The organism is Aquibacillus koreensis (assembly GCF_025154055.1).
Lineage (GTDB): Bacteria > Bacillota > Bacilli > Bacillales > Amphibacillaceae > Aquibacillus_C > Aquibacillus_C koreensis.
In genome coordinates this window covers 1-23,216 of sequence record NZ_JAOALK010000047.1, presented here as the reverse complement: position 1 = coordinate 23,216, position 23,216 = coordinate 1, and the positions used below count along the sequence as shown (strand labels likewise).

At 35.5% G+C, this 23,216-nt stretch carries 25 protein-coding genes and 1 tRNA gene; 5 read left to right on the top strand and 21 right to left on the bottom strand.

What is annotated here, in order from left to right:
• Window positions 1–59: 59 nt before the first annotated feature.
• From NYQ66_RS13200 to NYQ66_RS13170, 7 genes are all read right to left on the bottom strand, one after another.
• The gene (locus NYQ66_RS13200) at window positions 60–1,421 is read right to left on the bottom strand and encodes an ABC transporter substrate-binding protein (RefSeq protein ID WP_259870133.1); all 1,362 of its coding nucleotides are present in this window, start codon (window positions 1,419–1,421) and stop codon (window positions 60–62) included.
• 29 nt (window positions 1,422–1,450) lie between these two features.
• Window positions 1,451–2,785: an ABC transporter substrate-binding protein gene (locus NYQ66_RS13195; RefSeq protein WP_259870132.1), complete on the bottom strand. Its 1,335-nt coding sequence runs from the start codon at window positions 2,783–2,785 to the stop codon at window positions 1,451–1,453.
• Between the two features lie 193 nt (window positions 2,786–2,978).
• Complete coding sequence (gene gtfA / locus NYQ66_RS13190) at window positions 2,979–4,448, bottom strand: sucrose phosphorylase (protein ID WP_259870131.1); 1,470 nt, start codon at window positions 4,446–4,448, stop codon at window positions 2,979–2,981.
• On the bottom strand, window positions 4,438–5,421 hold the full coding sequence (locus NYQ66_RS13185; protein ID WP_259870130.1) for a carbohydrate kinase family protein: 984 nt from the start codon (window positions 5,419–5,421) through the stop codon (window positions 4,438–4,440). The genes gtfA and NYQ66_RS13185 overlap by 11 nt, the downstream gene beginning before the upstream one ends.
• A 113-nt stretch (window positions 5,422–5,534) precedes the next feature.
• Window positions 5,535–6,344, bottom strand: a complete 810-nt coding sequence (locus tag NYQ66_RS13180) for an alpha/beta hydrolase (RefSeq protein ID WP_259870128.1) — start codon at window positions 6,342–6,344, stop codon at window positions 5,535–5,537.
• A 34-nt stretch (window positions 6,345–6,378) separates the two neighbouring features.
• Complete coding sequence (locus NYQ66_RS13175; protein WP_407652082.1) at window positions 6,379–7,314, bottom strand: alpha/beta hydrolase; 936 nt, start codon at window positions 7,312–7,314, stop codon at window positions 6,379–6,381.
• A 157-nt stretch (window positions 7,315–7,471) separates the two neighbouring features.
• Window positions 7,472–8,461 carry a LacI family DNA-binding transcriptional regulator gene (locus NYQ66_RS13170; protein WP_259870126.1) on the bottom strand — a complete coding sequence of 330 codons (990 nt, stop codon included), beginning with the start codon at window positions 8,459–8,461 and terminating at the stop codon, window positions 7,472–7,474.
• A 312-nt stretch (window positions 8,462–8,773) separates the two neighbouring features.
• On the opposite strand from NYQ66_RS13170, the gene NYQ66_RS13165 reads away from it, so the two are divergent.
• On the top strand, window positions 8,774–9,103 hold the full coding sequence (locus NYQ66_RS13165) for a hypothetical protein (protein WP_259870124.1): 330 nt from the start codon (window positions 8,774–8,776) through the stop codon (window positions 9,101–9,103).
• A gap of 151 nt (window positions 9,104–9,254) precedes the next feature.
• Window positions 9,255–9,803, top strand: coding sequence for an SMI1/KNR4 family protein (locus tag NYQ66_RS13160; protein WP_259870121.1), 549 nt, complete (start codon window positions 9,255–9,257; stop codon window positions 9,801–9,803).
• A gap of 257 nt (window positions 9,804–10,060) precedes the next feature.
• On the opposite strand, the gene NYQ66_RS13155 is transcribed toward NYQ66_RS13160, so the two are convergent.
• The 6 genes from NYQ66_RS13155 to groES all read right to left on the bottom strand — a co-directional run bounded on the left by NYQ66_RS13155 (window position 10,061) and on the right by groES (window position 13,819).
• Window positions 10,061–10,366 (bottom strand): type II toxin-antitoxin system RelE/ParE family toxin, encoded by a 306-nt coding sequence (locus tag NYQ66_RS13155; protein WP_259870119.1) that lies wholly within the window; start codon window positions 10,364–10,366, stop codon window positions 10,061–10,063.
• Entirely contained in the window at window positions 10,359–10,643 is a 285-nt protein-coding gene (locus tag NYQ66_RS13150) for a type II toxin-antitoxin system Phd/YefM family antitoxin (protein ID WP_259870118.1), read from the bottom strand. Before NYQ66_RS13150 ends, NYQ66_RS13155 begins: the two co-directional genes overlap by 8 nt.
• 460 nt (window positions 10,644–11,103) lie before the next feature.
• Window positions 11,104–11,367, bottom strand: coding sequence for a type II toxin-antitoxin system RelE family toxin (locus tag NYQ66_RS13145; protein WP_259870117.1), 264 nt, complete (start codon window positions 11,365–11,367; stop codon window positions 11,104–11,106).
• Window positions 11,360–11,608 carry a hypothetical protein gene (locus NYQ66_RS13140; protein ID WP_259870116.1) on the bottom strand — a complete coding sequence of 83 codons (249 nt, stop codon included), beginning with the start codon at window positions 11,606–11,608 and terminating at the stop codon, window positions 11,360–11,362. The genes NYQ66_RS13145 and NYQ66_RS13140 overlap by 8 nt, the downstream gene beginning before the upstream one ends.
• 207 nt (window positions 11,609–11,815) lie before the next feature.
• Window positions 11,816–13,447 carry a chaperonin GroEL gene (gene groL / locus NYQ66_RS13135; RefSeq protein ID WP_259870114.1) on the bottom strand — a complete coding sequence of 544 codons (1,632 nt, stop codon included), beginning with the start codon at window positions 13,445–13,447 and terminating at the stop codon, window positions 11,816–11,818.
• 87 nt (window positions 13,448–13,534) lie between these two features.
• Window positions 13,535–13,819 (bottom strand): co-chaperone GroES, encoded by a 285-nt coding sequence (gene groES, locus NYQ66_RS13130; RefSeq protein ID WP_259870113.1) that lies wholly within the window; start codon window positions 13,817–13,819, stop codon window positions 13,535–13,537.
• A 318-nt stretch (window positions 13,820–14,137) separates the two neighbouring features.
• Between groES and NYQ66_RS13125 the strand changes: the two genes are divergently transcribed.
• Both NYQ66_RS13125 and NYQ66_RS13120 read left to right on the top strand, forming a co-directional pair.
• Window positions 14,138–14,854 (top strand): CPBP family intramembrane glutamic endopeptidase, encoded by a 717-nt coding sequence (locus NYQ66_RS13125; RefSeq protein ID WP_259870112.1) that lies wholly within the window; start codon window positions 14,138–14,140, stop codon window positions 14,852–14,854.
• A 7-nt stretch (window positions 14,855–14,861) separates the two neighbouring features.
• The gene (locus NYQ66_RS13120; RefSeq protein ID WP_259870111.1) at window positions 14,862–15,065 is read left to right on the top strand and encodes a YdiK family protein; all 204 of its coding nucleotides are present in this window, start codon (window positions 14,862–14,864) and stop codon (window positions 15,063–15,065) included.
• A gap of 29 nt (window positions 15,066–15,094) precedes the next feature.
• Here NYQ66_RS13120 and NYQ66_RS13115 read toward each other — a convergent pair whose 3' ends face one another.
• Window positions 15,095–15,634 (bottom strand): YdhK family protein, encoded by a 540-nt coding sequence (locus NYQ66_RS13115; RefSeq protein ID WP_407652087.1) that lies wholly within the window; start codon window positions 15,632–15,634, stop codon window positions 15,095–15,097.
• Window positions 15,635–15,743: 109 nt separating this feature from the next.
• Window positions 15,744–16,391 (bottom strand): redox-sensing transcriptional repressor Rex, encoded by a 648-nt coding sequence (locus NYQ66_RS13110; protein ID WP_259870110.1) that lies wholly within the window; start codon window positions 16,389–16,391, stop codon window positions 15,744–15,746.
• Window positions 16,392–16,662: 271 nt separating this feature from the next.
• Between NYQ66_RS13110 and NYQ66_RS13105 the strand changes: the two genes are divergently transcribed.
• A complete protein-coding gene (locus NYQ66_RS13105; RefSeq protein ID WP_259870109.1) occupies window positions 16,663–18,588 on the top strand; it encodes an ABC-F family ATP-binding cassette domain-containing protein in 1,926 nt (641 codons plus the stop codon).
• Window positions 18,589–19,066: 478 nt separating this feature from the next.
• Here NYQ66_RS13105 and tsaD read toward each other — a convergent pair whose 3' ends face one another.
• From tsaD to NYQ66_RS13075, 6 genes are all read right to left on the bottom strand, one after another.
• Complete coding sequence (tsaD, locus tag NYQ66_RS13100) at window positions 19,067–20,098, bottom strand: tRNA (adenosine(37)-N6)-threonylcarbamoyltransferase complex transferase subunit TsaD (protein WP_259870108.1); 1,032 nt, start codon at window positions 20,096–20,098, stop codon at window positions 19,067–19,069.
• The gene (rimI, locus tag NYQ66_RS13095) at window positions 20,095–20,541 is read right to left on the bottom strand and encodes a ribosomal protein S18-alanine N-acetyltransferase (protein WP_259870107.1); all 447 of its coding nucleotides are present in this window, start codon (window positions 20,539–20,541) and stop codon (window positions 20,095–20,097) included. Before rimI ends, tsaD begins: the two co-directional genes overlap by 4 nt.
• Window positions 20,534–21,241: a tRNA (adenosine(37)-N6)-threonylcarbamoyltransferase complex dimerization subunit type 1 TsaB gene (gene tsaB, locus NYQ66_RS13090; protein ID WP_259870106.1), complete on the bottom strand. Its 708-nt coding sequence runs from the start codon at window positions 21,239–21,241 to the stop codon at window positions 20,534–20,536. Before tsaB ends, rimI begins: the two co-directional genes overlap by 8 nt.
• Window positions 21,238–21,693: a tRNA (adenosine(37)-N6)-threonylcarbamoyltransferase complex ATPase subunit type 1 TsaE gene (gene tsaE, locus NYQ66_RS13085; RefSeq protein ID WP_259870105.1), complete on the bottom strand. Its 456-nt coding sequence runs from the start codon at window positions 21,691–21,693 to the stop codon at window positions 21,238–21,240. The genes tsaB and tsaE overlap by 4 nt, the downstream gene beginning before the upstream one ends.
• A 9-nt stretch (window positions 21,694–21,702) precedes the next feature.
• Window positions 21,703–22,677 (bottom strand): thiamine-phosphate kinase, encoded by a 975-nt coding sequence (thiL, locus tag NYQ66_RS13080; RefSeq protein WP_259870104.1) that lies wholly within the window; start codon window positions 22,675–22,677, stop codon window positions 21,703–21,705.
• Window positions 22,678–23,025: 348 nt separating this feature from the next.
• Window positions 23,026–23,102 (bottom strand) — tRNA-Asp (locus NYQ66_RS13075).
• Window positions 23,103–23,216 lie beyond the last annotated feature (114 nt).

Sequence of the window (23,216 nt, the reverse complement as noted above, 5' to 3'; positions counted from 1 at the left end):
CAGTTACTCCTTTAACAAAATGTGGAAAAGAAGTCTTTTCCACATTTTGATTTTATATATTATTTAGAAGATTCCCAGTAGTCTTCAAACTCATTGTATAATTCTTCACGTTCTATATTATTTGATAAGTACTTTTGCATGGATGCACCTACTTTTGACCACCAATCAGGTTGAAAATAGTTCATTACACTAATGTTAATAACATCACCCTTGTTAACATACTCATCAACACTATGTGAAATAATGTTAGGGCTTTCAGCTAATAAATTTTCATATGGCATATTTAAGCCCATATCAGTTATGATTGCCATTTGTCCTTCTTCACTTGTTAGCATCCACTCAATTAAGTCTTTTGCTGCTTTTTGCTGAGCCTCTGTAGACTCTGTATCATCAATGGCAAATAATTTAGGTTCACTAAAAGCTATCTGACTATTACCATAATCCTCTGGGTTATTACTAATTGGAACTGGAATAACACCAAATTCATCATCTCTACCCTCAAGTTGTCCTATTACTGCCCAAGTCCAATCACCCATAAAATAGAATGCTGCCTCACCTTTTGCAAAGGCTGTACTATCTAAGTTATAGTCAGACACGAGAGGATCATCTTTTCTAAGGTTATATTTCTTTAGTAAATCAAAAGTATCCATTAAACCATTAAATTGCTTATTCTGTGATAAATCAGCTTCTCCATTTTTCAAGTCCTCAACAAATGCAAGATTTTCATCAACGTCTTGAGACTGCAATGCATAGCCCAAACCCGTATAATGAGAACCTAATGACCAGTCTGCCCCATGAATCACTACAGGTGCTGTTCCAGCAGCATCAATTTTTTCAAACAACGTTGCTAAATCATCACGTTTTCTTATCGATGCTGGATCAAATGATTCGCCAGTCGCATCCTCCACTGCTCGTTTGTTATAAAGTAGACCATACCCTTGTGAAGTCCAAGGCACTCCCAAGAATTTACCATCTAGCAATACACGATCTATTGTACCTGGCTTAGTCAATTGCTCATATTTTTCACGATCTGACTCTAAATCTAAGAATTTATCCTTATATTGCAATATTGCTCCAGCATCTAAGTTAGCAATAGTCGCTGGTGTACCCGATGCTAATAAAGACTGGAATTTCTCTATTTGCGCTCCACCAATTGGTGTAGGTATTAACTCAACTGTAACATTTGAATTTAATTCATGATATTTATCAAATAAATTTTCAAATACCTCGTTTACCTCCGCTGAAGTATTGAAGAAAGTAATTTTCACATCTTCACTTTGCTCTTCGTTACTGTTTGAATTGTCACCACTGTTTGAGTTATTATTTGAATCATTTTCAGATGTTGAACTATTGCTTGAACAAGCAACTAACATAGATAGTAATACTATTGATAATAAGATAACAATACGTTTCAATTTCATAAAATTTATCCTCCAATCAATTTATATACTTATTCACCTTTGGACTGCCAATAATCTCCAAACTCTTCAATGAATCCCTGCCTATCTATATTGTCTGTTAAGTACTTTTGCATAACGGAACCTATTTCGGCATAGTGGTCTCCAGGAAGGTACTTCATAATTCCTATGTTAATCGTATTACCCTCTTCAGCATATTTTTGAATTGCTGGTGATAAAAGATTATCACTTTCCACTTTCACATCTTTGTACGGCATCGTGATTCTTTGTAAATTAACAAATGCACTTTGCCCCTCTTCACTGGTTACCATAAACTCAATAAAATCCTTAGCAGCTTGCTGTTGTTCTGGAGATGATTTAGTATTATCAATAGAAAATAAGAATGGTTCTGAAACTGGAATTTCGTTATTACCGTATTGAGAAGGATCATTACTTATAGGAACTGGAATTATTCCATACTCTTTGTCATGTCCTTCCACAGGCTGAATGTTCGCCCATGCCCAATCTCCCATAAAATAAAATGCCGCATTTCCCCTAGCAAAATCAATACCATCATGTTCAATATTAGCTACTAGCGGGTCATCATATCGCAAATTATATTCCTTTAATATATCAAAAGTATCGATTAAACCATTCAAGACATTATCGTTTGATAAATCTACTTCTCCATTCTTAAGTCCTTCAATATAGTTAAGGTTATCTTCGTTGCTCTTTGATTGTAAAGCATAATTCAAGCCCATATAATGCGAACCAAGTGACCAATTAGCTCCGTGAATGATTACAGGTGTTGTTCCGGAAGCTTTAATTTTTTCAAACAAACCTGCTAAAGCTTCCTGTGTATTAATAGATTCGGGATCAAACTTACCACCAATAGCCTCTTCTACCACTCTTGTATTAAATAGAAGTCCATATCCTTGTGTTGTAAAAGGAACTCCCAAGAATTTACCTTCAAAGAGATTTCGTTCAACAGTTCCTGAGAGAGTTAGATTTTGATACTTCTCTTTCTCAGTTTCTAAATCTAGAAAGCTATCTTTATATTTCAAAATAGTAGCAGGCTCTAGCATTGCTAAGGTAGGAGCATTGCCCGATGCTTGTAGTGCTTCATATTTTTGTATATAATCCAAGCCTGCTTGCGCATTAATCATTTCAACTTCTACTTCAGGTTTCACCTCCTCATATGCTTTTATTATTTCTGAGAACGTATTATTGTCATTAACTGTATAGAATGTAAGTTTTACATCTTCATCTCTATTAGTTTTACCATTCTCGCTTGTAGTGGTATTACTGTCTTCAGAACTTGAACATGCTGAAAATAATAAAACTAAACATACTAACAATAAACTACATACTGCCATTTTGAACTTCATATCAAATTACCCCCTTTTTTGTTATGAAAACGCTTCCTAATTTGTATGTTAACCGATTGACATATTAATGTCAACCGGTTGACATAAAATTCAAAAAATAAATGTGATTCTTAAAAATGTTAAGTTAAAATTCTAAGCTAAAGGTCAAAACAACATTAGTTGCATAAATGTGGTATTAATTTGGAAAGTGTTACTATACAATATACTTTGCCACTTTTCCTTCTTGATCGATATATTCTATAACTGTTTTATTTGTATTTAAATCCACAAACAGTTCACACATTCTGTCATTTAGTTGCCACCGAAGTTTCACTTCTCTAGCACTTGAATTAATTACATCAAAATTACCATTAAACGCATCGTATTCATTACGAAACTTAGTAAGTTGAATTAACCTTTGAACAACTTCCTTTTTAAGTGATTGTTCAATTTCACTTAGTGTAAAGTTATGACGGTTAATTTCTCTACCTTCCCCAGTTTCTAATACCCTCTGATGATCATTTTCACCTGCCAATAAACCAACATAGTAAACTTGAGGAATTCCAGGTGTGAAAAATTGTATTGCTCTTGCAGCTATATATGCATCATCATCACTATTTAGAACGGAGTAGTACGAACAACGTATCTGATGCACATCAAAACCATCTGAACTCTTATGTTCTTCAGATAATATATGACTGAGATTTGCCCCTCTGTCGACACAAACATCCACTACTTCCTTTGCTTCCTCCGTATCTATTAAATCATCTAAATCTGGCTTGACAGGAATACCATCATGACAATCGAGCATAGTAAATTGTTTGTGAGGCCGAACCCGCAAATACTCAAGTAATTCTCCACTTGATTTATTGGTTAACGCAGATAAGATTCTGAACGGTAATATAAAGTCATAAATCCAAAATCCATGCTCGGCAAGTTTATATTGGATGGTATAATGTGAATGAACTTCTGGAAGAATTTCGATATCATAATAATTGGCTGTCTCATGAATCCAATTTAAAAACTCATAAATTTCAGGTTCTACAAAAAAACAGCTTGTTCCAAGTTTTTTTACAACATATCCAACCGCATCAAGCCTTACTATTTTCACATTATGTTTTTTAAAATTCTTAAAAAACTCTATAAAAAGTTCTTTCACATCCTCAGAGTTTATATCTAAATCAATTTGCTCTGACGGATCAGTCTTTCCAAATGTTGTCCATACGGTTTCTTCTTCACCAGTTTCTTCAATTATTAATGTAGAATAGGGCTTTTTTCTGCGGAGAAACATCTTATCAATATCTTCTTGTTTTGGTTTTCCATCTTCCCACATTTTTTCTAAAGTAATAAATAAGTCAGCATACTCAGATTTTCTGCCTTTAGCTAGAAAATCTCTGAAATATTCTGATTGTTTTGATATATGGTTCACCATCAAATCCAACAATACATCAAATTCTTCACCTATCTTACTAATATCCTTCCAAGTTCCAAATGCGGGTTCAATTTCTAGATAAGTCAATGGTGCAAACCCTCGATCTCCAGATGATGGAAAAGGTGGCAAAATGTGAATTCCTCCCTTAAAAACATCTGAAAAGTGTTTTTTCATTACTTCATTTAAAGTATATAGATTACCTCCTAATGAGTCAGGGTATGTAATAAGTTGCACTTGATTTTTAACTGCCATTTTTCTCCAATCCCTCCTGCAAATTATAAATAGTTTTAATTCTTTCTATTTTAGGTAAGTTGATAACTGCCCCTGTATATTTCAATTTAAACGCACTAACACCGAAACCTAAAGCTAAAGATTCCCTAATTGTATGACCTTTTATTAATCCAGTATAAAATCCAGACCAAAATGCATCTCCTGCTCCCGTAGTATCAACAACTTCTTTGGCTAAAGTGTTGAATCGAATAGTCTCTTTACCATTAGAAACAATCGCCCCATTCTTTCCTAATGTCAGAATCACTAAGTTCGCACCGAGTTGCAAAAATTTCTTCAGTTGGTTTTCCGGTGTATCTTTTCCAAATAGTCTTTCAGCATCATCTTCTGATGGCTTGACTACATCAACGTTTTTTATTATGGCTTTAACATAATCTATGCCATCCTCTCCTTCACTCCATATCATAGGATGAAAATTGGGGTCGAACCCAACCAAAACTTGATTCACTTTTGCCACTTCTATTACTTTTTCAATTGTACTTCTAGCAGGCTCCCTTGATATTGGCCAACATGAAAAATGAATTATCCTAGACTTTAGTAACGTTTTCTCTAGCTTTGTTGTGTACTGTAAATGATAATCAGCACTTCTATAAAATATTGGAGTGGGTGTTGACTTGCTTTTTGTCACCATTACGAGACTTGTCGCATAATTAACATTTTGCACACTTTCAATATCTACCCCATTTTTTAATAAACTATTTATTAAAAAGTTTCCAAATCCGTCATTACCTACTGCAGAACTAACTGCGGAATTAATACCAAGGTTTTTAACGTTTATTGCAATATTAGCTGGAGAACCTCCAAAATATCTTTGATAAGTATCACATTCAAAGTTATCATCATAATCTACTGATATCATATCAATTAGAATTTCTCCTAAAGTTAGAACATCATTTTCTTTTTTTTTGAATTGTATTTTGCTATCAAATTCTAACATGTTCTACCTCTCCACCTTAACTTATACACCGCTATACCACCCATCAGATATAATTCAAAATAAAATAATAGCATTAGCACCAGGATACTTTCATCCTACATTTATCATATCTACTATAAATTTTGTATCCATCTACCTGCCATTTCAACCCAGTTACTCACTTCAGGTAAAACGGACTGACTATAATTTTTAGATTTTGTTTCTTCAGTTCCTAGCGCTAATCCATGAATGCCTCTTGGATATATATGAATTTCCATTGGTACATTATTTTTTAAAAGTGCATTTGCAAACAATATACTGTTCTCAACAGGTACTGTTTCATCAGTTCGAGTATGCCAGAGAAATGTTGGAGGAGTGTAATTTGTTACCAAATCTTCTAATGAGAGTTCAGATAAATGTTTTTCATACCTTTCCCCTAAAAGCGCTTTAAAAGACCCTTTATGTGCATATCGACCAGACGTAATAACTGGATAACTTAACAACAAACCATCCGGCTTAATATCCTCATATAAACAGCCTAATTGATTAGATAGGAAGTCCTTATCCCAAAAAACTCCCAAACTAGCAGCAAGATGCCCCCCTGCAGAGAATCCTGCAATAATAATCTTTTTCTTATCTACATGCCACTTTTCTGCTTTTTTTCTAATAAGCACCACAGATTGAGCTAATTCTAAAAGTGCAGTTGGATACGTATTTGGATATACACTGTATCTTAAAATACACGCATTAAATCCCAAAGCATTCATCTGTATTGCTATAGGCTCCGCTTCACGATCAGAAGTGAACTCATATCCGCCTCCAGGACAAATGATTATTGTTGGTCGAACTCGCTTTTCATCTATCTCTATAGAATTGTCAAGAAAATACGTATATAGTTTTGCATGTGAACCATTTATATTAATGTCTATTACTTCATGATTCAATTAACTTTCCACTCCTTATCATTACTTAAAAAACTTAGGTTGTAAAAGCCTTTGAAAGTGCATTAATATACTCATTCTTTGCTTGCTTACTAATTTCTGCATCTGGTGCAATATGCTCAAAAGCGTGAAAGCATCCAGGATATAACTTAAACTCAACATCTACACCAGCACTTGCCAAACGTGCAACATAGTTAATTGTTTCGTCACGGAATGGATCTAATTGTCCCACACATGTATATGTTGGGGGTAAACCTTCTAGATTATCAGCTCTAGCTGGAGCAGCATATTGTGGGATTTTCTTGTTTCCAATCTCACCTAGATACATTTTCCATGCGGCAATGTTATTGGCTTTAAACCAAACTGCCTGATAATCAATAATTTCTAAACTAGATGAGGTTATATTCCGATCGTCAATCATTGGATATAAAGGCATTTGAAAGCATATGTCTGGGCCTCCTCTATCGCGTGCTAACAATGCAATCGCTGCAGTTATCCCTCCACCTGCACTACCACCAGCTACAGAAATTCGTTTTAAATCAATATTAAATTCCATATAATTATCCTTCGTCCATTTTAAAGATGCATAACAATCTTCTACTGCTGCAGGATACGGATGTTCAGGAGCAAGTCGGTAGTCTGGAGAAACAACAACACATTTAAGATTATCTACAAAGCTTTCACATAATCTGTCATCGCTATTTGGATGACCGAGTACATATCCACCTCCATGGTTCCAAAGAACTGCGGGCAATGGTTCATCATCTTTATGTATAGGTTCGTAAATCTTAATTAGCATTTGTTGACCGTCTCCACCAGCAATAGTACGTTCAGTAATTCGAACAGTCTCTGATTGTCCATCAGAAGGTATTGGCATTTGCCTTGCAGTTTGAAGATCTTCTGGCAACTTAACAATTGGTACTGATTCTAAAGGCTCTCTTAACTCATCTAAAACTTTGTCTAAAAAGTTCACTAATAAACCTCCAATCTTTAGATGATAGTGATTTTAATGCAATTTCTAACTCTCACATTTATAATAATCGTTGCCAATCTTTGTGTCAACCGGTTAACATAGAGGTGCAAAATAATAATTGCTACTGTTAATAACAATTAGCAATTATTATTTCACTCTATGTTGTACCTCGCTCAACTAAAGAGACAGGTAATAAGTTATTAAAGGGAACTTTCTCACCTTTTATTTGTCGGATCAAAAGATCAATGGTAAGTTCGCTTAATTTTTCTAATGGCTGACTTATAGTAGTAAGTGGTGGAGTTATTACTGTTGATAACTCTACACCATCATATCCGATAATTTTCAAGTCATCTGGTATTGCCTTCTTTAAACGATAACATGCTTGAATTATCGTTGATGCAATAATGTCACTACTTGCAAAAATTCCATCAATAGTCGGATTTATCTTTAAAAATTCACTAACTTCCTCTACCATGCTCTCAATTTCAGAGGTATTTAATTCTTTTGTTATTAATGATATCTGATCCTTTCTAGTTTTTATACCTTCCAAAAAACCTTGATATCTATCATTTGCTAATAACGCAGTATGATGAGGACCACCAATTCCACCATATATGTAGGCTATGTCTTCACATTTCTTCTTTATTAATAAATCAGATGCTAATTTTCCTCCAAGGTAATTATCGCTTGTCACAACAGGAATATTCTTAGATAGTGCACGGTCAAAAGATACTATAGGTAGATTTAAATTTAGATAGTTTTCGACTTCTAAAACCTGACTACCCATTATAACTCCCTCGACTTGATTTTGTTTTAACAATTCTATATATTCTTTCTCTTTGTTTACATCACGATTTGAATTACATAATAATAGTTTATAATGCTTTTTATGTGCAAAATGTTCCAAGTAATAGGTTAACTCACTAAAAAAAGGGTGAGATACATTTGGAACTATAAGTCCAATAGTGTTAGATTTTCTTCTGTATAAAGAGCGTGCAAGCTCATTTGGCTGATAATTTATATCTTTCATCGCTTTATATACTTTATCTCTTGTAGCCTCGCTAATATATCCTCTATTATTTAGCACACGAGAAACCGTTGTGACAGAAACTCCTGCTTTGTGTGCTACGTCAGTTATTTTCGGCATATTATCTCACCATCTTTGTTTTTTATATGATTAATTCTTTCCATAATTAAAAGAAATATTATATTATTTCCGAGCATAAATATTGAGTGTACAAATTTAGTATATCATATATCATCTTAGGTAAAGGTTCATTTGCAAAATACCTTTATTTTGGTTAACCAATAGTGATTCCACTTATAATTGTTATTCATGTAGAACTGATATAAAAGAACCGTGATATGAAGAAATGTCAAGTTGCTGTAACAATTATATAAACTTTGGATATACAATAACTCAGGAGTAAGCTTTTAAAGATAATAGATAGAAACCTTATTGATTGAAACTACTAACCCTACTTTTTGGAATGGAGTATCAGTTGTTTTAGATGGAGCATCTGTAGCATTACCTTTTGTTCCCGCAGTAGGAGGACTAACTGTTAGATCTATTAAATCAAGCGATAAACTTACTACTGCAGTTAAGCACGGTATAAAACCATACAATACGTTTAGAAGAGATCTCTCCGGAACTGGTTTACATGCACACCATATCATGACCGCAAAGCTTGCATCATTATTCAATGTATCTTCAGGTCAAATGTTTTCTATCGCAGTGGAACCTAGCACTCATAATGCAATAACAGCAAGATTTCCTAAAAGAGCATGAATACTCTAGGACTTATGTGATAAACAATACGAAATACCTCTATCAACAAATGTACTATGAAACTGATGATTACTATTATAAATTTATGGCTGACTTTATAGAGGATGGACAGTTTGTCCCGAAAAATTAAAATAATTGAAAGAGTGATTTTATGTTAGTGGATGAATTCATTAGAAAATTCAATAAAAAATTCCCTGATGTAGATAAATTCGATTATGCTACAGACCAAATGATTTCTGAATATGAAGATAATATTAATTATAAATTACCTGCATCGTTTAAGAAATTCTTAAAAAATTTTTCTAATGGAATATTCTTATTAGATTGTGAACCAATAGGTGGTGTAAGTAAGGATTCACCATGTGGAGATATATGTAAAGTAACAACTATTATTCCTGATGTACCAGAGAAGGTATTACTTTTTGAAAAGAATGAATATATTGATTCTAAGAAACTTGTCTCATTTACAATGTATGATTCTAGTAATATTTCTAATAACCATTGGGTGTTTATATGCAATGAAGGAATTCCAAACAATGAATACAGAGTTGGATTTATTAGTGAAAGTTCAAATAAAATAGTAAAAGTATTAAGTACATTTGAAGAATGGTTAACAATATTCTGGGAGAATAACAATGATTTAAATGAAATGGGTGAGCCTGTTTTCAATAGTTTTTTCCAAATATTGAAAAAAGACTAGATATCCTAGAAGATTAAACTTCAATTAAAATAATAGACAAGTCGTAAAGAGATGCTTTTTCCATGCAGCTATTCAAGAGGAAGAAAGAGTTGCTACGTTTTTTACTTTTCCACTCAAAAAATGGTCACCTCACACATTCGGCAATCATTTGTCGTTCTAAAAATATATGTTAATATTTTAATTACTGTTTTCTAAAGTATCTAGTGAACGTTCTTGAATGTCACTTTTCGAATAATAGAATTATAGGTACTTTAATATCACTTTAAAACCTTGGTCAAGTCCATCTTTCCGTACACAACTCTGTGAATTTCAACGACCTCTTCTTTAACAATATAGAATACTACGTAATTTTTCACTGGCAAAAGCCTATATTCGCTCTCCAAAGGTTGAATGGACTGGTAAATTCTATAAGAATAAGGGAATTGCTGAAGCATTGATATCGAATCATTCAGAGCATTCAAGAAGTCCATCGCAGCCTCTGGATCTCTAACTGTATCAGTTATATAATCTGTAATTCCCCTTAAATCCTTCAATGCCAAAGGCAAGTATTGTAACTCATACATCATCTTTAACCTTTTTTGTGATTCTTTCCTTTAAATCAGAGAATACTTCTTCATGAGAATACCGCTTATCAGTAGAATTCGCCTCCAATTCAGCTTCTTTTAACTTAAGATATATCTCACTTTCAAACAACTTACGTTCATAAGCTTCAATACTCATAACAACCATGTCACCATATCCATTTTTAGTCAAAAACACTGGTTCTGCTGTTTCATGAACAGTTTTTGAAATATCAGCGAAGTTGTTCCGTAAGTCCGAAACCGGCCTGATGTATGGCATGTAAACACCCCTTCCACTTACTAATTATCATTATTTTATCATAATTACGCTAAAATATGTAATGGCTTATAACTTGTAATTATATAAAGCAAGTGACTCTATGTTGTGATTTTTCCGTAATCTTGTAAGAGTTACAACAATTTTATAATCTGTTTACCCCAAGTAGATCGACCGGAACCACCTTCCATAGAAGATAGCGTTCCAATCATCTCATATTCTCTTATGATTGATTTACCACTAATAAAAATTTGATTAATTTACCGGTACCTGTCACCACCCGTAAATTGTATTATTTTGTCGATAGAACAACATTCTACCGTATCCATTTATTGTTTTTAAGTGCACTTTAAAAGAGAAAAATGAGTTTTATTAACCCGTTAATCGTATAATAAAACACTAACACACCTAAACCTACCTGTTTCTTAGTCTTGCTTATCTAGTGTCTTTATAGAGCAATAACTTATTTATTTATATCTCCTCTACTACCGGCAGAAATAACATATATTATTAATTCCTTGTCCTTAACTTCGTAAATTATTCTAAAATCTCCAACACGCAAACGAAAAGCACTGTCTACACCTTTTAATGAACTAATGTCTAAAATCCCTCTATGATAGGGGTCTTCAGCTAAGGTGAGCAGTGCTTCTCTTATTCGTTTTCTAGTTGGCTTATCTTGTTTTTTTATATATTTTACCGCCTGCTTAGAATATAGCAGTTCATACATAATCATCTTCTCCAAAAACATCTTCATGCGTATAAGATTCACCATTTTGGAATTCTCTTTTCGCTTTTTTAATAGCTCGCAAATCTTCATCAGTAGGATCTATAGATGGAAAAGAGTCTTGATTAAGTCTTTTATTAAGCTTCTTTATATAGAGCATTTTTTGGATGACTTCTGGTATTTCCTCTTCGTCCAGCTCATCTAACATTTCATGTGCTAGCTTACGAATATCCTGCATCGCCATTCATCACACCTCCAAAGAATATATCTTGTTTCCTTCATTATATAATATGTTTTTACTCTAGTCACTTTCACAATCTAACGACTGATAAAGAAAAAGGCTTCTCAAAAGTTTAATCAACTAATGAGAAGCCTCTTTCATATCTGATGTTAGCATTTTGTTAGCACATTGTTACATTAACCCTTATATATCAAAGGTTTGGGGGCGATATTACATCATGCCGCCCATTCCGCCCATGCCACCCATGTCAGGCATGCCGCCGCCAGCATTTTCTTCAGGGATGTCTGCTACTACTGCTTCTGTAGTTAGGAACATCGCTGCAACAGATGCTGCGTTTTGAAGTGCGGAACGGGTAACTTTTGTTGGGTCAACGATACCAGCTTCGATCATGTTTACCCACTCGCCAGTTGCTGCGTTGAAACCAACACCAACTTCTTCACCTTTTAGACGTTCTACGATGATAGAACCTTCAAGGCCAGCGTTGTGTGCAATTTGACGTACTGGTTCTTCAAGTGCACGAAGTACGATTGATGCACCAGTTGCTTCGTCACCTGTAAGTTCTAGCGCTTGTACTTGTTTGTACACATTGATTAATGCAGTACCACCACCGGAAACGATACCTTCTTGTACCGCTGCACGCGTAGAGTTCAATGCATCTTCAATACGAAGTTTACGCTCTTTTAATTCTGTTTCTGTAGCAGCACCAACTTTAACTACTGCAACACCACCAGAAAGCTTAGCTAAGCGCTCTTGTAATTTTTCTTTATCGAATTCAGAAGTTGTTTCTTCTGCTTGCGCACGGATTTGTGCTACACGTGAAGAAATTTGTTCTGGATTACCAGCACCTTCAACGATTGTTGTGTTTTCTTTTGTCACAACAACTTTAGAAGCGCGACCTAATTGCTCAATGCCAGTGCTCTTAAGTTCTAAACCTAGATCTTCTGTAATCACTTCAGCACCAGTAAGTGTAGCAATATCTTCTAGCATTGCTTTACGACGGTCACCAAAGCCAGGAGCTTTAACAGCAACAGCATTGAATGTACCACGAAGCTTGTTCACTACTAATGTAGCTAGTGCTTCACCTTCAACGTCTTCAGCAATTAATAGAAGTGGTTTACCTTGTTGTACTACTTGCTCTAATACAGGTAGTACTTCTTGGATATTGTTAATTTTCTTGTCTGTAATTAAGATGTAAGGATCGTCTAATTGTGCTTCCATTTTATCTTGGTCAGTAACCATGTATGGAGAAGCATATCCACGATCAAACTGCATACCCTCAACTACTTCAAGTTCTGTGTTGAATCCTTTAGATTCTTCAATCGTGATAACACCATCGTTACCAACACGTTCCATAGCTTCAGCAATTAATTGACCTACTTCATCATCACCAGAAGAAATCGCAGCAACTTGTGCGATCGACTCTTTGCTTTCTACCGGTTTTGAGATTTTGCGTAGCTCATCTGTAGCAACTTGAACCGCTTTTTCAATACCACGACGAACGCCTACTGGGTTTGCACCAGAAGCAACGTTTTTCAATCCTTCTTGGATCATCGCTTGTGCAAGTACTGTTGCAGTTGTTGTACCGTCACCAGCAACATCGTTTGTTTGAGAAGCAACTTCAGATACTAGTTGCGCACCCATATTTTCAAATTTATCTTCTAACTCGATTTCTTTCGCGATTGTTACACCATCGTTCGTGATTAGTGGTGAACCGTATTTTTTATCTAAAACTACGTTACGACCTTTTGGTCCTAATGTAACTTTAACCGCATTTGCTAGTGTATCTACACCACGTAGCATAGAACGGCGAGCGTCTTCACTAAATTTAATTTCTTTAGCCATTAAAAATGCCCTCCTTGTAATTTAAATCCTTATGATATAAATATTTATGTTGTTCTCCGCTTTAACCGAGCTTGGAATAGCTAGTTATTAACCAATAACAGCTAAGATGTCACTTTCACGAAGAATTAAGTATTCTTTACCTTCGTACTTCACTTCTGTTCCAGCAAATTTAGAATAGATAACAAGGTTTCCTTCTTCAACTTCAAGTGCTACCTTCTCACCATTTTCTGTCACACGGCCAGACCCTACTGCAATAACCTTTCCTTCTTGTGGTTTTTCTTTCGCAGAATCGGGTAATACGATACCGCTCGCTGTTTTTTCTTCCTGTTGCACAAGTTCAATAATTACGCGATCACCTAGTGGCTTTAGCATGTTAAAAACCCTCCTTAATTGTATTCGAATGGTTTATAATTTATTATTAGCACTCACTCATCAAGAGTGCTAACACAATTATTATAATAATTAAATGATATCCATTTTGCAAGTAAAGAAATCTATTTTTCCAAAAAAAATTTGTGTGATTTATCTATTTCGTAGATGAAATCCAAAAAGGCGAGGAATACTGATAGAACATGGAAGATCACTTAATTGGACTAACTATTTCAATTCTATTCTAAAATTGTGTTAAAATACGTACAATGACTAATAAAACATGAAAATATGTAATCTCTTTGAAGGAGTCGTTGCTTTTTGCCTAAAAGATTTTGGTATGTGATTTTAACATACGTTTTGATGCATGTATCTACTATTGTCGTAACGCTTGTTGCAAGTATTTTCATTTTAAATGAATCCACTTTATATATGGTCGGAGTTACTTGGAACATACTTAGCTTTATTATTGCCCTGGTCATTATATTGTACTTGCTTCGTGATGATATGAAACAAAAGGTATCTCGTGGAGCTGCAGGTATAGGCATGGTTGTTCTTTGGTCATTTGCTGGTGTGTTCATGGCATTTGCAGGACAAATGATCTCATCTTTAATTGAAACGTTTATTCTTGGTATTGAACCTGGGTCTGAGAACACACAACAGATCATGGAAATTACTCGTTCATTTCCACTCTTTATTTTGGTCGTTACTATTATTGCCCCTATATTGGAAGAAATAATCTTTAGAAAAATTATTTTTGGGTCTATATATAAAAGAACAAACTTTATCATTGCTGCTTTAGCATCTGCATTTGTGTTTGCAGTCGTTCATACTGACTTCACACATCTACTTACTTATACAGTTATGGGACTTGTGTTTGCATTTCTGTATGTACAAACGAAAAGAATTATAGTACCAATCATTGCACACATGGCTATGAATACTGTCGTGGTCTTAGCACAGCTAAGTATTGATCCTGAAGAGGTTGATAAGATGCTAACTGACTTAGAAAAATTACAATTTATTATTGGAGGCTAACAATCCGATGAGGACATCCCCACTGTTTATGGCTTCCTTATATTTAGGTATGGGAGTGCTATTTACTTATATCGCAATAGGAACTGCAGAAGAGACCGTATGGAATTTTATTACGATCTTATTGGCTTTCTTTGCTACACTAGATTTCGTCGTATCGTTTCGTTTATTTCGACTTCATTTCCGAATTAAAAAGGCAAAGAAAAAAGAATGATCTAAAAAAACGCTCATTTGAGCGTTTTTTTAATTGATCGGTTCTAGTTCTTCTTCTATTACCCATTTGTGATTGGTTACCTCATGTCCGTCCACGGTAGTAAAGTCAACCATATATACGGTTGTTTCTTTTGAATCAATGATTTCTTGTGTTGATCCTTTCATCCCCATCATATGATCAGCTGTGGTTTCCACTTCCGCCCCTGGCTCTAATTTTTCCTCTCCCGCATCAATAATTTCCTCTTGTATGATCCATTTGTGATTCTCTATTCTCGGGTGACCTTTAGGTGTGAAAGATGTGATATAGGCAGTTGTTTCATAAGCACCAACAATTTCTACCTCTACTCCCATCATCATTTCACCCATATGATCCGCTTTACTCATTGCTTTATTTCCCACTGGGTAGGTTGGATCTTTAGCCACTTGGAGATCTTCAGGTACTTCTCCAGACCCCTGCATCACCATATGGTGCGAGTCATCCATTTCTTCCATATGGGTATTACCACAAGCTACTAGAAAGATCATAAGTAAAGATAAACGAATCAACCTAAATCGCTTCGATAAAATCAACTTTTTCACTCACTTTCCTAATGCTACATAACGAAAAAAGGATACAAACCCTCTGACGGATTCATACCCTAGGTCTTTACATATAGGTTAACCTAATTTACTCCATTGATTATGCTTCCTCATCTGTATCTAATGGATAATGTTTCATAAAGTAAACCAAAGACTGAAGTTCTACAGACAAATCAATATGATGTACCCGAACTCCTTCAGGGACAGTAATTCTTGCTGGAGTGAAGTTTAAAATACCTGTAACTCCAGATTTAATTAAACGCTCGGTTATGTTTTGCGCTTCCGCCAACGGTACCGTTAAAATCGCAGCTTGTACTTCTGATAATTTCTGCTCCAACTCATCAATATGGTAAATTGGAACACCGCCAATTTCTGTTCCTACCTTATTCGGATCTGCGTCAAATGCCATTTCGATCTTTGTATTATTATTTTTGGTGAAATTATAATTTAAGAATGCAGTACCTAAATTACCAACGCCAATTAGGGCGACTGGTGTTTTTTCATCTTGGTCCAACGTCTTTCTGAAAAATTCCAAAAGGTATTCTACATTATAACCGTACCCTTTTTTCCCTAGCGCGCCAAAATAAGAAAAGTCTCTTCGTATCGTTGCAGAGTCTACTTTTACTGCTTCGCTTAGTTCTTTCGATGATACCCTTAGTTTACCTTGTATGTGTAGATTATTTATAAATCGATAATATAATGGAAGTCGTTTCGCAGTTGCCTGAGGTATTTTATTTTGTTCACTCATCCGTATTCCCCTACCTTAAAAATGAATTTAGTTCTCCTATTAGTATATCCAGCTTACCAAAACTGATAGCGTATCCATTCATTCATTTGTTGTGAAATTATTAACTAGCTCTTAATTCTTTATTCTACCAGATAATTACTCTTATGTCGTGAAAATTGTCACAAAGATGTAAAAATTAGCATCTCCCTCAATATTTTGTTCGTTGAATTAACCATTCTCTTGCTAGTATTGAGCTCGATACGATACACTATTTCTATTGAGGTGAACTTATATGATATTAATGCAAATAAATAATTTAGTGAAAAGATTTGGTGCTGAACTTATTTTATCTAATATAAAAGTTGAAATACAAACGAACGACCGAATTGCCATTGTTGGGAGAAACGGAGCAGGAAAATCTACCCTACTTAAAATTATGGCAGGGCACATCTCGTATGATGAAGGGCAAATATATCAACCAAAAGATACAACATTAGGTTATTTAGCCCAAAATACAGGATTAGAGTCCTCTCGTACCATCTGGGGAGAGATGCTAGAGGTTTTTCGTCACTTAGTAGACCAAGAAAAAGAGATAAGAATGATGGAACAAAAAATGGGTGATCCGACCGTCTTAGCTGATCAAGTCACATACGAGCAGCTATTAGAAAAATATGATGCAAAACAGCAAGCTTTTAAAACAGAAGGTGGCTTTCATTATGAAGCAGATATTAAGGCTGTTCTAAATGGATTGCACTTCCAGAACCATGACCTAGATACTCCCATCAGTGAATTAAGTGGTGGACAAAAGACCAGACTTGCGTTAGGTAAATTGCTTTTATCAAAACCTGATCTGTTAATTCTAGATGAGCCTACCAACCACTTGGATATTGAAACGTTAACATGGTTAGAAGGATACTTAAACAACTACAAAGGTGCCGTCGTGATTGTTTCACACGATCGTTATTTCTTAGATAAAACCGTTAATATTGTTTATGAAATCTCTCGAAACCAGTCCACTAAATTTCACGGTAACTATAGTAAGTATCTTGAACAAAAAGCAGCCAATTATGAGCGAGATATGAAGCAATTTGAGAAACAACAAACGGAAATAAAAAAGCTAGAAGAATTCGTTCAAAAAAATATCGTACGAGCTTCTACTACGAAACGTGCGCAAAGTAGAAGAAAGCAATTAGAGAAAATGGATAAACTCGATAAGCCGAGCGGAGATGAAGCTTCTGCAAAATTCAGTTTTGACATTGAGCGTCGTAGTGGTAATGATGTGTTAAAGATTAAGGATTTAGCTTTTAGATACGACGATGATGATCGGTACATTTTTTCTAACCTGAATTTCGACCTCACACGCGGAGAATCGATTGCGCTTGTTGGACCAAATGGAGTTGGAAAAACTACACTGCTAAAAACGATTATTGGTAGTTTAAAGGCAAGTAAAGGCACCATCCAAATTGGAACCAATGTACAAATCGGATATTATGACCAAGAGCAAGCAAATCTTAATAGCAATAAAACTGTCCTGATGGAGTTATGGGATGATTATCCGATGATGAATGAAAAAGATATTCGGACGATCCTAGGTAATTTCTTATTTTCCGGTGATGATGTGCTAAAGCCTGTTTATGCACTTAGTGGTGGGGAAAAAGCTAGACTATCACTTGCTAAGCTCATGATGGAAAAATCGAACCTACTCATTTTAGATGAACCTACGAACCATTTAGATTTAGATAGTAAAGAAATCTTAGAGGCAGCAATGATGGACTTCCCCGGCTCTATCTTATTTGTATCCCATGACCGTTATTTTATTAATAAGATTACGAGTCAGATTGTCGAGATGCAAGGAGATAGCACAACTTTGTATTTAGGTGATTATGATTATTATTTGGAGAAAAAACAAGAAGAATTAGAACTAGAAGAGTTAAACGCTAGTAAAGAAAAAGTTGTGGAAGCAGCAAATGACACAAAGTCTTCCTTTGAACAAGATAAAGCGATGAAGAAGGAACAACGAAAGAGAGAACGAAGAATTAAAGAGATTGAAGAGGAAATTGAGAAGATTGAGATAGAAATGGAAGAAATAGAAGCACTACTATGCGAACCAGATGTGTACCAAGATCATGAAAAATCACTTGAATTGACAACCAAAAATGAACAAAACAATAAACGCATGGAGAGCTTGATGGAAGAATGGGAAGAGCTTCATGAGTAAATAGAACGACTTAAAAACACGTAGACTCTACGTGTTTTTTATGTTTTTAATAAGTCTCACTGTCTCAGTAATACACATCTTATCAACAGGATTATACTATTAGAGCAATTTTATTAACAACTATTCTGTTTAGTTTTGTCATATTAATGGTCATTGCGTCATTCATTTCATAATAGCTAGACTTATCCCAACAATTCACAGGTTTATACACAGTTAGATAGTTGCTACATCAGTTTTCAACATATTTATCCCCAATACCCACAACAAAAACCGCACTTATCCACATTTTTTATCCTCAACAACTTTATTGCTATAACAAGATCTATAAATTGTTATCCACAAATTAGAAGGATGCTTGTTGATTAATGTAAAAAATTGTAGAATACTGCTCTTGAAAGCATTGTTACTTACGTTTTTCGCACCTTTTATCCACAATCAAAAAACGAGCTCTAAACCAAGCTCGTTTTTTCTACACAATTTACTTTTTTCTATCCGAATACACTTCTAAACTTAGCGAGGGATTTGCATTTAAGTCTAAACCCGCTCGATGGCCTTGTTCAAAGGCAATGCTTCCAGCTGCAGCAATCATAGCTGCATTATCGGTACATAAATGAAGTGGAGGGATCAACAATTCCATCGATGTTTCTTTAAATTTATCTTCTAATGCTTGGCGTAGTCCTCTGTTTGCTGCTACGCCTCCTGCAACAATCACTTGCTTCACATTATGTTCCATTGCAGCACGGTATGTTTTTTCTGAAAGTACTTCTACCACACTTGCTTGAAAACTAGCAGCAATATCTTCTTTCTTTAATTCCTCATTACGTTGTTCCGCATTATGTAACTTGTTAATCACTGCGGATTTTAGACCACTAAAACTGAAGTCGTAGGAATCATCTTCTAGCCAAGCACGTGGAAAGTCAATTGTCTCTTTACCTTCTGCAGCAAGTTTGTCGATCATTGGTCCACCTGGATAAGGTAATTGAAGTGTCCGAGCTACTTTATCATATGCTTCACCGGCAGCATCGTCTCTTGTTTCCCCTATGATCTCAAAAGAACCATGCTCCTTCATTAGGATCAATTCGGTATGTCCTCCTGAAACTACTAAGGCTAAAAGCGGAAAATTAAACTCCTTCTCTAGTCGATTCGCATAAATATGGCCTGCGATATGATGCACACCAATAATTGGTTTATTATTCGCGAATGCTAACGTTTTAGCAGTATTCACTCCTACAAGTAATGCTCCTACAAGGCCTGGACCCTCTGTAACCGTAATAGCGTCCATATCCTTAATCGTTAATCCCGCCTGCTCAAAAGCTTCTTCTAGTACCACCGTCATTTGTTCTACGTGATGACGTGAAGCAATTTCAGGTACGACACCACCAAATCGTTTATGACTTTCAATTTGTGAAGCCACCACGTTGGAAATGACTTCAGTCCCATTTTTTACAATAGCTACGGCAGTTTCATCACAGCTAGTTTCTATGGCAATAATATATTGATCTTTTTTCATAAATTCACCCACATTACTAATGCATCCTCATTATTATCCGTATAATAGTTCTTTCTAATTCCACCTGGGACTAGCCCATATTTACTATATAATTTTTGAGCTACTAAATTGGATTGTCTAACTTCTAATGATAATCTTGCAGCTCCTAATGCAACTGCCTGATTCAACACATATTGAAATAAAGCTGATCCATATTTTTTTCCTCTTAGAGCTGGCAGAATTGCTATATTTGTAATTTGCGCCTCATCGATTACCACCCACAAACCACAAAAGCCAACCACGTGCCCATCTGCTTCTACAACTGAATAATAGGCATACCGGTTTTCTGTTAACTCTTTTATATAGATGTCTTTATCCCATGGTACTGCAAAAGAAGATCTTTCAACATGCAGGACTTGGTCAATATCTTCTTTTGTCATTTTTCTTATTAATACTTTAGACATTATTCTTTTTCCCCTGATTTTCTAACCATTTCGCTTCCGCTTCCACTAATCTTAAATAATTAGGTGTTAATGTATGCACCGGATCGGCTTGTCTATCTATAGCGATCTGCGCAAGTAAAGAAGGTCTAGGAACGTGGTAGATAGATTCCGGTATAATTGCTAAGTCACCCATATATTGAAGAATGACATCTCTATGTATATCGATGTGTGGACTTAAAAATACAGTCTTTTTTCCACGCTGTACTAACTGTTCCAACCATTCTACAAAAAGAATATTTGTTTCATCCCATACTGTGCTTAATGCCGCGCTCTCTTTATTTTCATATAATCCTGTATAAACTAACCCTCTTCTAGCATCAAAAAAAGAACATATCTGATGATTGTAGTATGCTGCTTGTTGTGCCACAAGTTCAAGACTAGAAATAGCTATGACTGGAATGTTTAATGTCCATGCTAATGTCTTAGCCGTAGATAAACCGATTCTTACGCCTGTATAAGAACCTGGTCCCTTTGCAACAACTACTTGATCTAGTTCATTAGGTGCTACATCTGTATCTCTCATAACTTGGTCGATTGCTGGTAACAGACGTACGGAATGATTTTTTTTTACATTCGTTATATATTCTCCAGAAACTTGGCCATCTTTTATAACGGCCACTCCCATTGTTTCGTTTGATGTATCTATAGCAAGAATATTCATCGTGCTAACTCCTCACATATCTTTTCAAAACTATCTCCTCTAGGATAAAAGGTAATCTTCCTAGTATGCTCATCTACAGCGCGAATAACAATATCCAATCGCTTTTCTGGTAGAAATGCTTCGATAAAACTTGCCCACTCCACGACCGAAATACCATCAGAGTGAAAGTATTCGTCAAAACCAATATCTTCATCACTATCCTCAAGACGATACACATCCATATGGTATAGAGGTAGTTCGCCCCTATACTCTTTAACAATCGTATAAGTTGGGCTATTAATCGTCCTTGTTACACCTAGGCCGGATCCCAATCCTTTTGTAAATGTCGTTTTTCCAGCTCCTAAATCACCTTCCAAAGTAATGACATCGCCAGGCCTTACTAACTGAGCTAACTCCTCCGCCAATCGCATTGTTTCTTCTGTTGTATGTGTTATAATTTCAAGTTCATTCATCTACTTCACCTATTTCAAATGTGTATATCCAGATTTGTGTAACACTTGTTTGTTATTGTTCTCATATAACATAACGTTATGAGCAATGTTTGTGAGCTCAGAGACATAGCCAATCGCTGTTACTTTGGTATTTGTTTCTTCTCCAATCTTAACTACAAGAGGCCATTCTTTTTCCGAGACGGTTCCGATCAATTCAAAATCTTCCCCACCAGACAATTTCCACTCTTTCGTTTTGTCATAATCAAATTGATCTAATTGATGGTGAGAAGGTATTTGTTCATAATTAATATGCATCATTACCTTGGAAGCCTCTGCAATCTCTGCTGCTTCATTCGCGATGCCGTCACTGATATCATTTAAAGCAACCCTTGATAGTGATTGTAATCGTTTCGCAAAAGAAACTCTAGGCGTAGGCATTCGATGGCGGTTTATGAAGTAAGAAAAGGGTTCCTGGTCTTTCTCGTCCAATTCCAATAACACATGAAGGCCAGCTGCGGAATCACCTAATGTGCCAGTCACAAAGATCCTATCACCACTAACCGCATTACTTCGGTATCTAGCCTTGTCTTTATCAACAAAGCCGATAACTGTGATTGACAATACTAGTTCATTCCCTGATACTGTATCACCACCTAATAAATCCATGTTATGCACGGAAGCGAGATCCTTCATGCCTTCAAATATATCGGCAAGTTGTTGTTCTGACCAATGCTTTGGAATTACAATGGACACTAGGTAATATGCAGGATTACACCCCATAGCAGCCATATCGCTTATGTTTGCTGCTAATGCTCGATAACCTATATGGTATGGTTTCATCGTTTCTATTGAAAAGTGTACATTCTCTACAAAGGTATCTACAGATGTTACTGTATCTTGATAAGTGGAACGAAAGACAGCTGCATCGTCTCCTACACCTTTAATCAAACTTGGTTGTTTATAGTTTTTTTGTTGTATCGACTTTATGAAGTCAAATTCATCCATATAAATGTCCTCACTCTGTATTTTAATCGCTAAACCTATCATAGCAAAGATTAAGCTTAAAGTGAAAACCATGTAGCTTTGCAAAGCGACATAAGCGTAATCCACGATTGCAAATTCTAAGGAATGCTAGATTGAAAGGACATTTTTTTCCGTTATTTTTGTATTTTCTTCATATTTCTACCTATTTGCGGACATCTTATTCCGCTATTACCTAGAAATCTCAGAGAAATTCTATCAAAATCAAGGAATAGCGGAACAGATAGTCCGCAAGTTGAAATAAAGGAATAAATGTCCGGATAAAAAAAGAAAAACCTTAGGAGGTTATCCTAAGGCTTAATATGTATGAAATGGCGGTCCGGACGGGACTCGAACCCGCGACCTCCTGCGTGACAGGCAGGCATTCTAACCAACTGAACTACCGGACCAATGATTTTTCACTAGCATTGAAGCAATTCCAACGTAGTAAGTGAAAGTAATTTGGTTGCGGGGGCAGGATTTGAACCTACGACCTTCGGGTTATGAGCCCGACGAGCTACCAG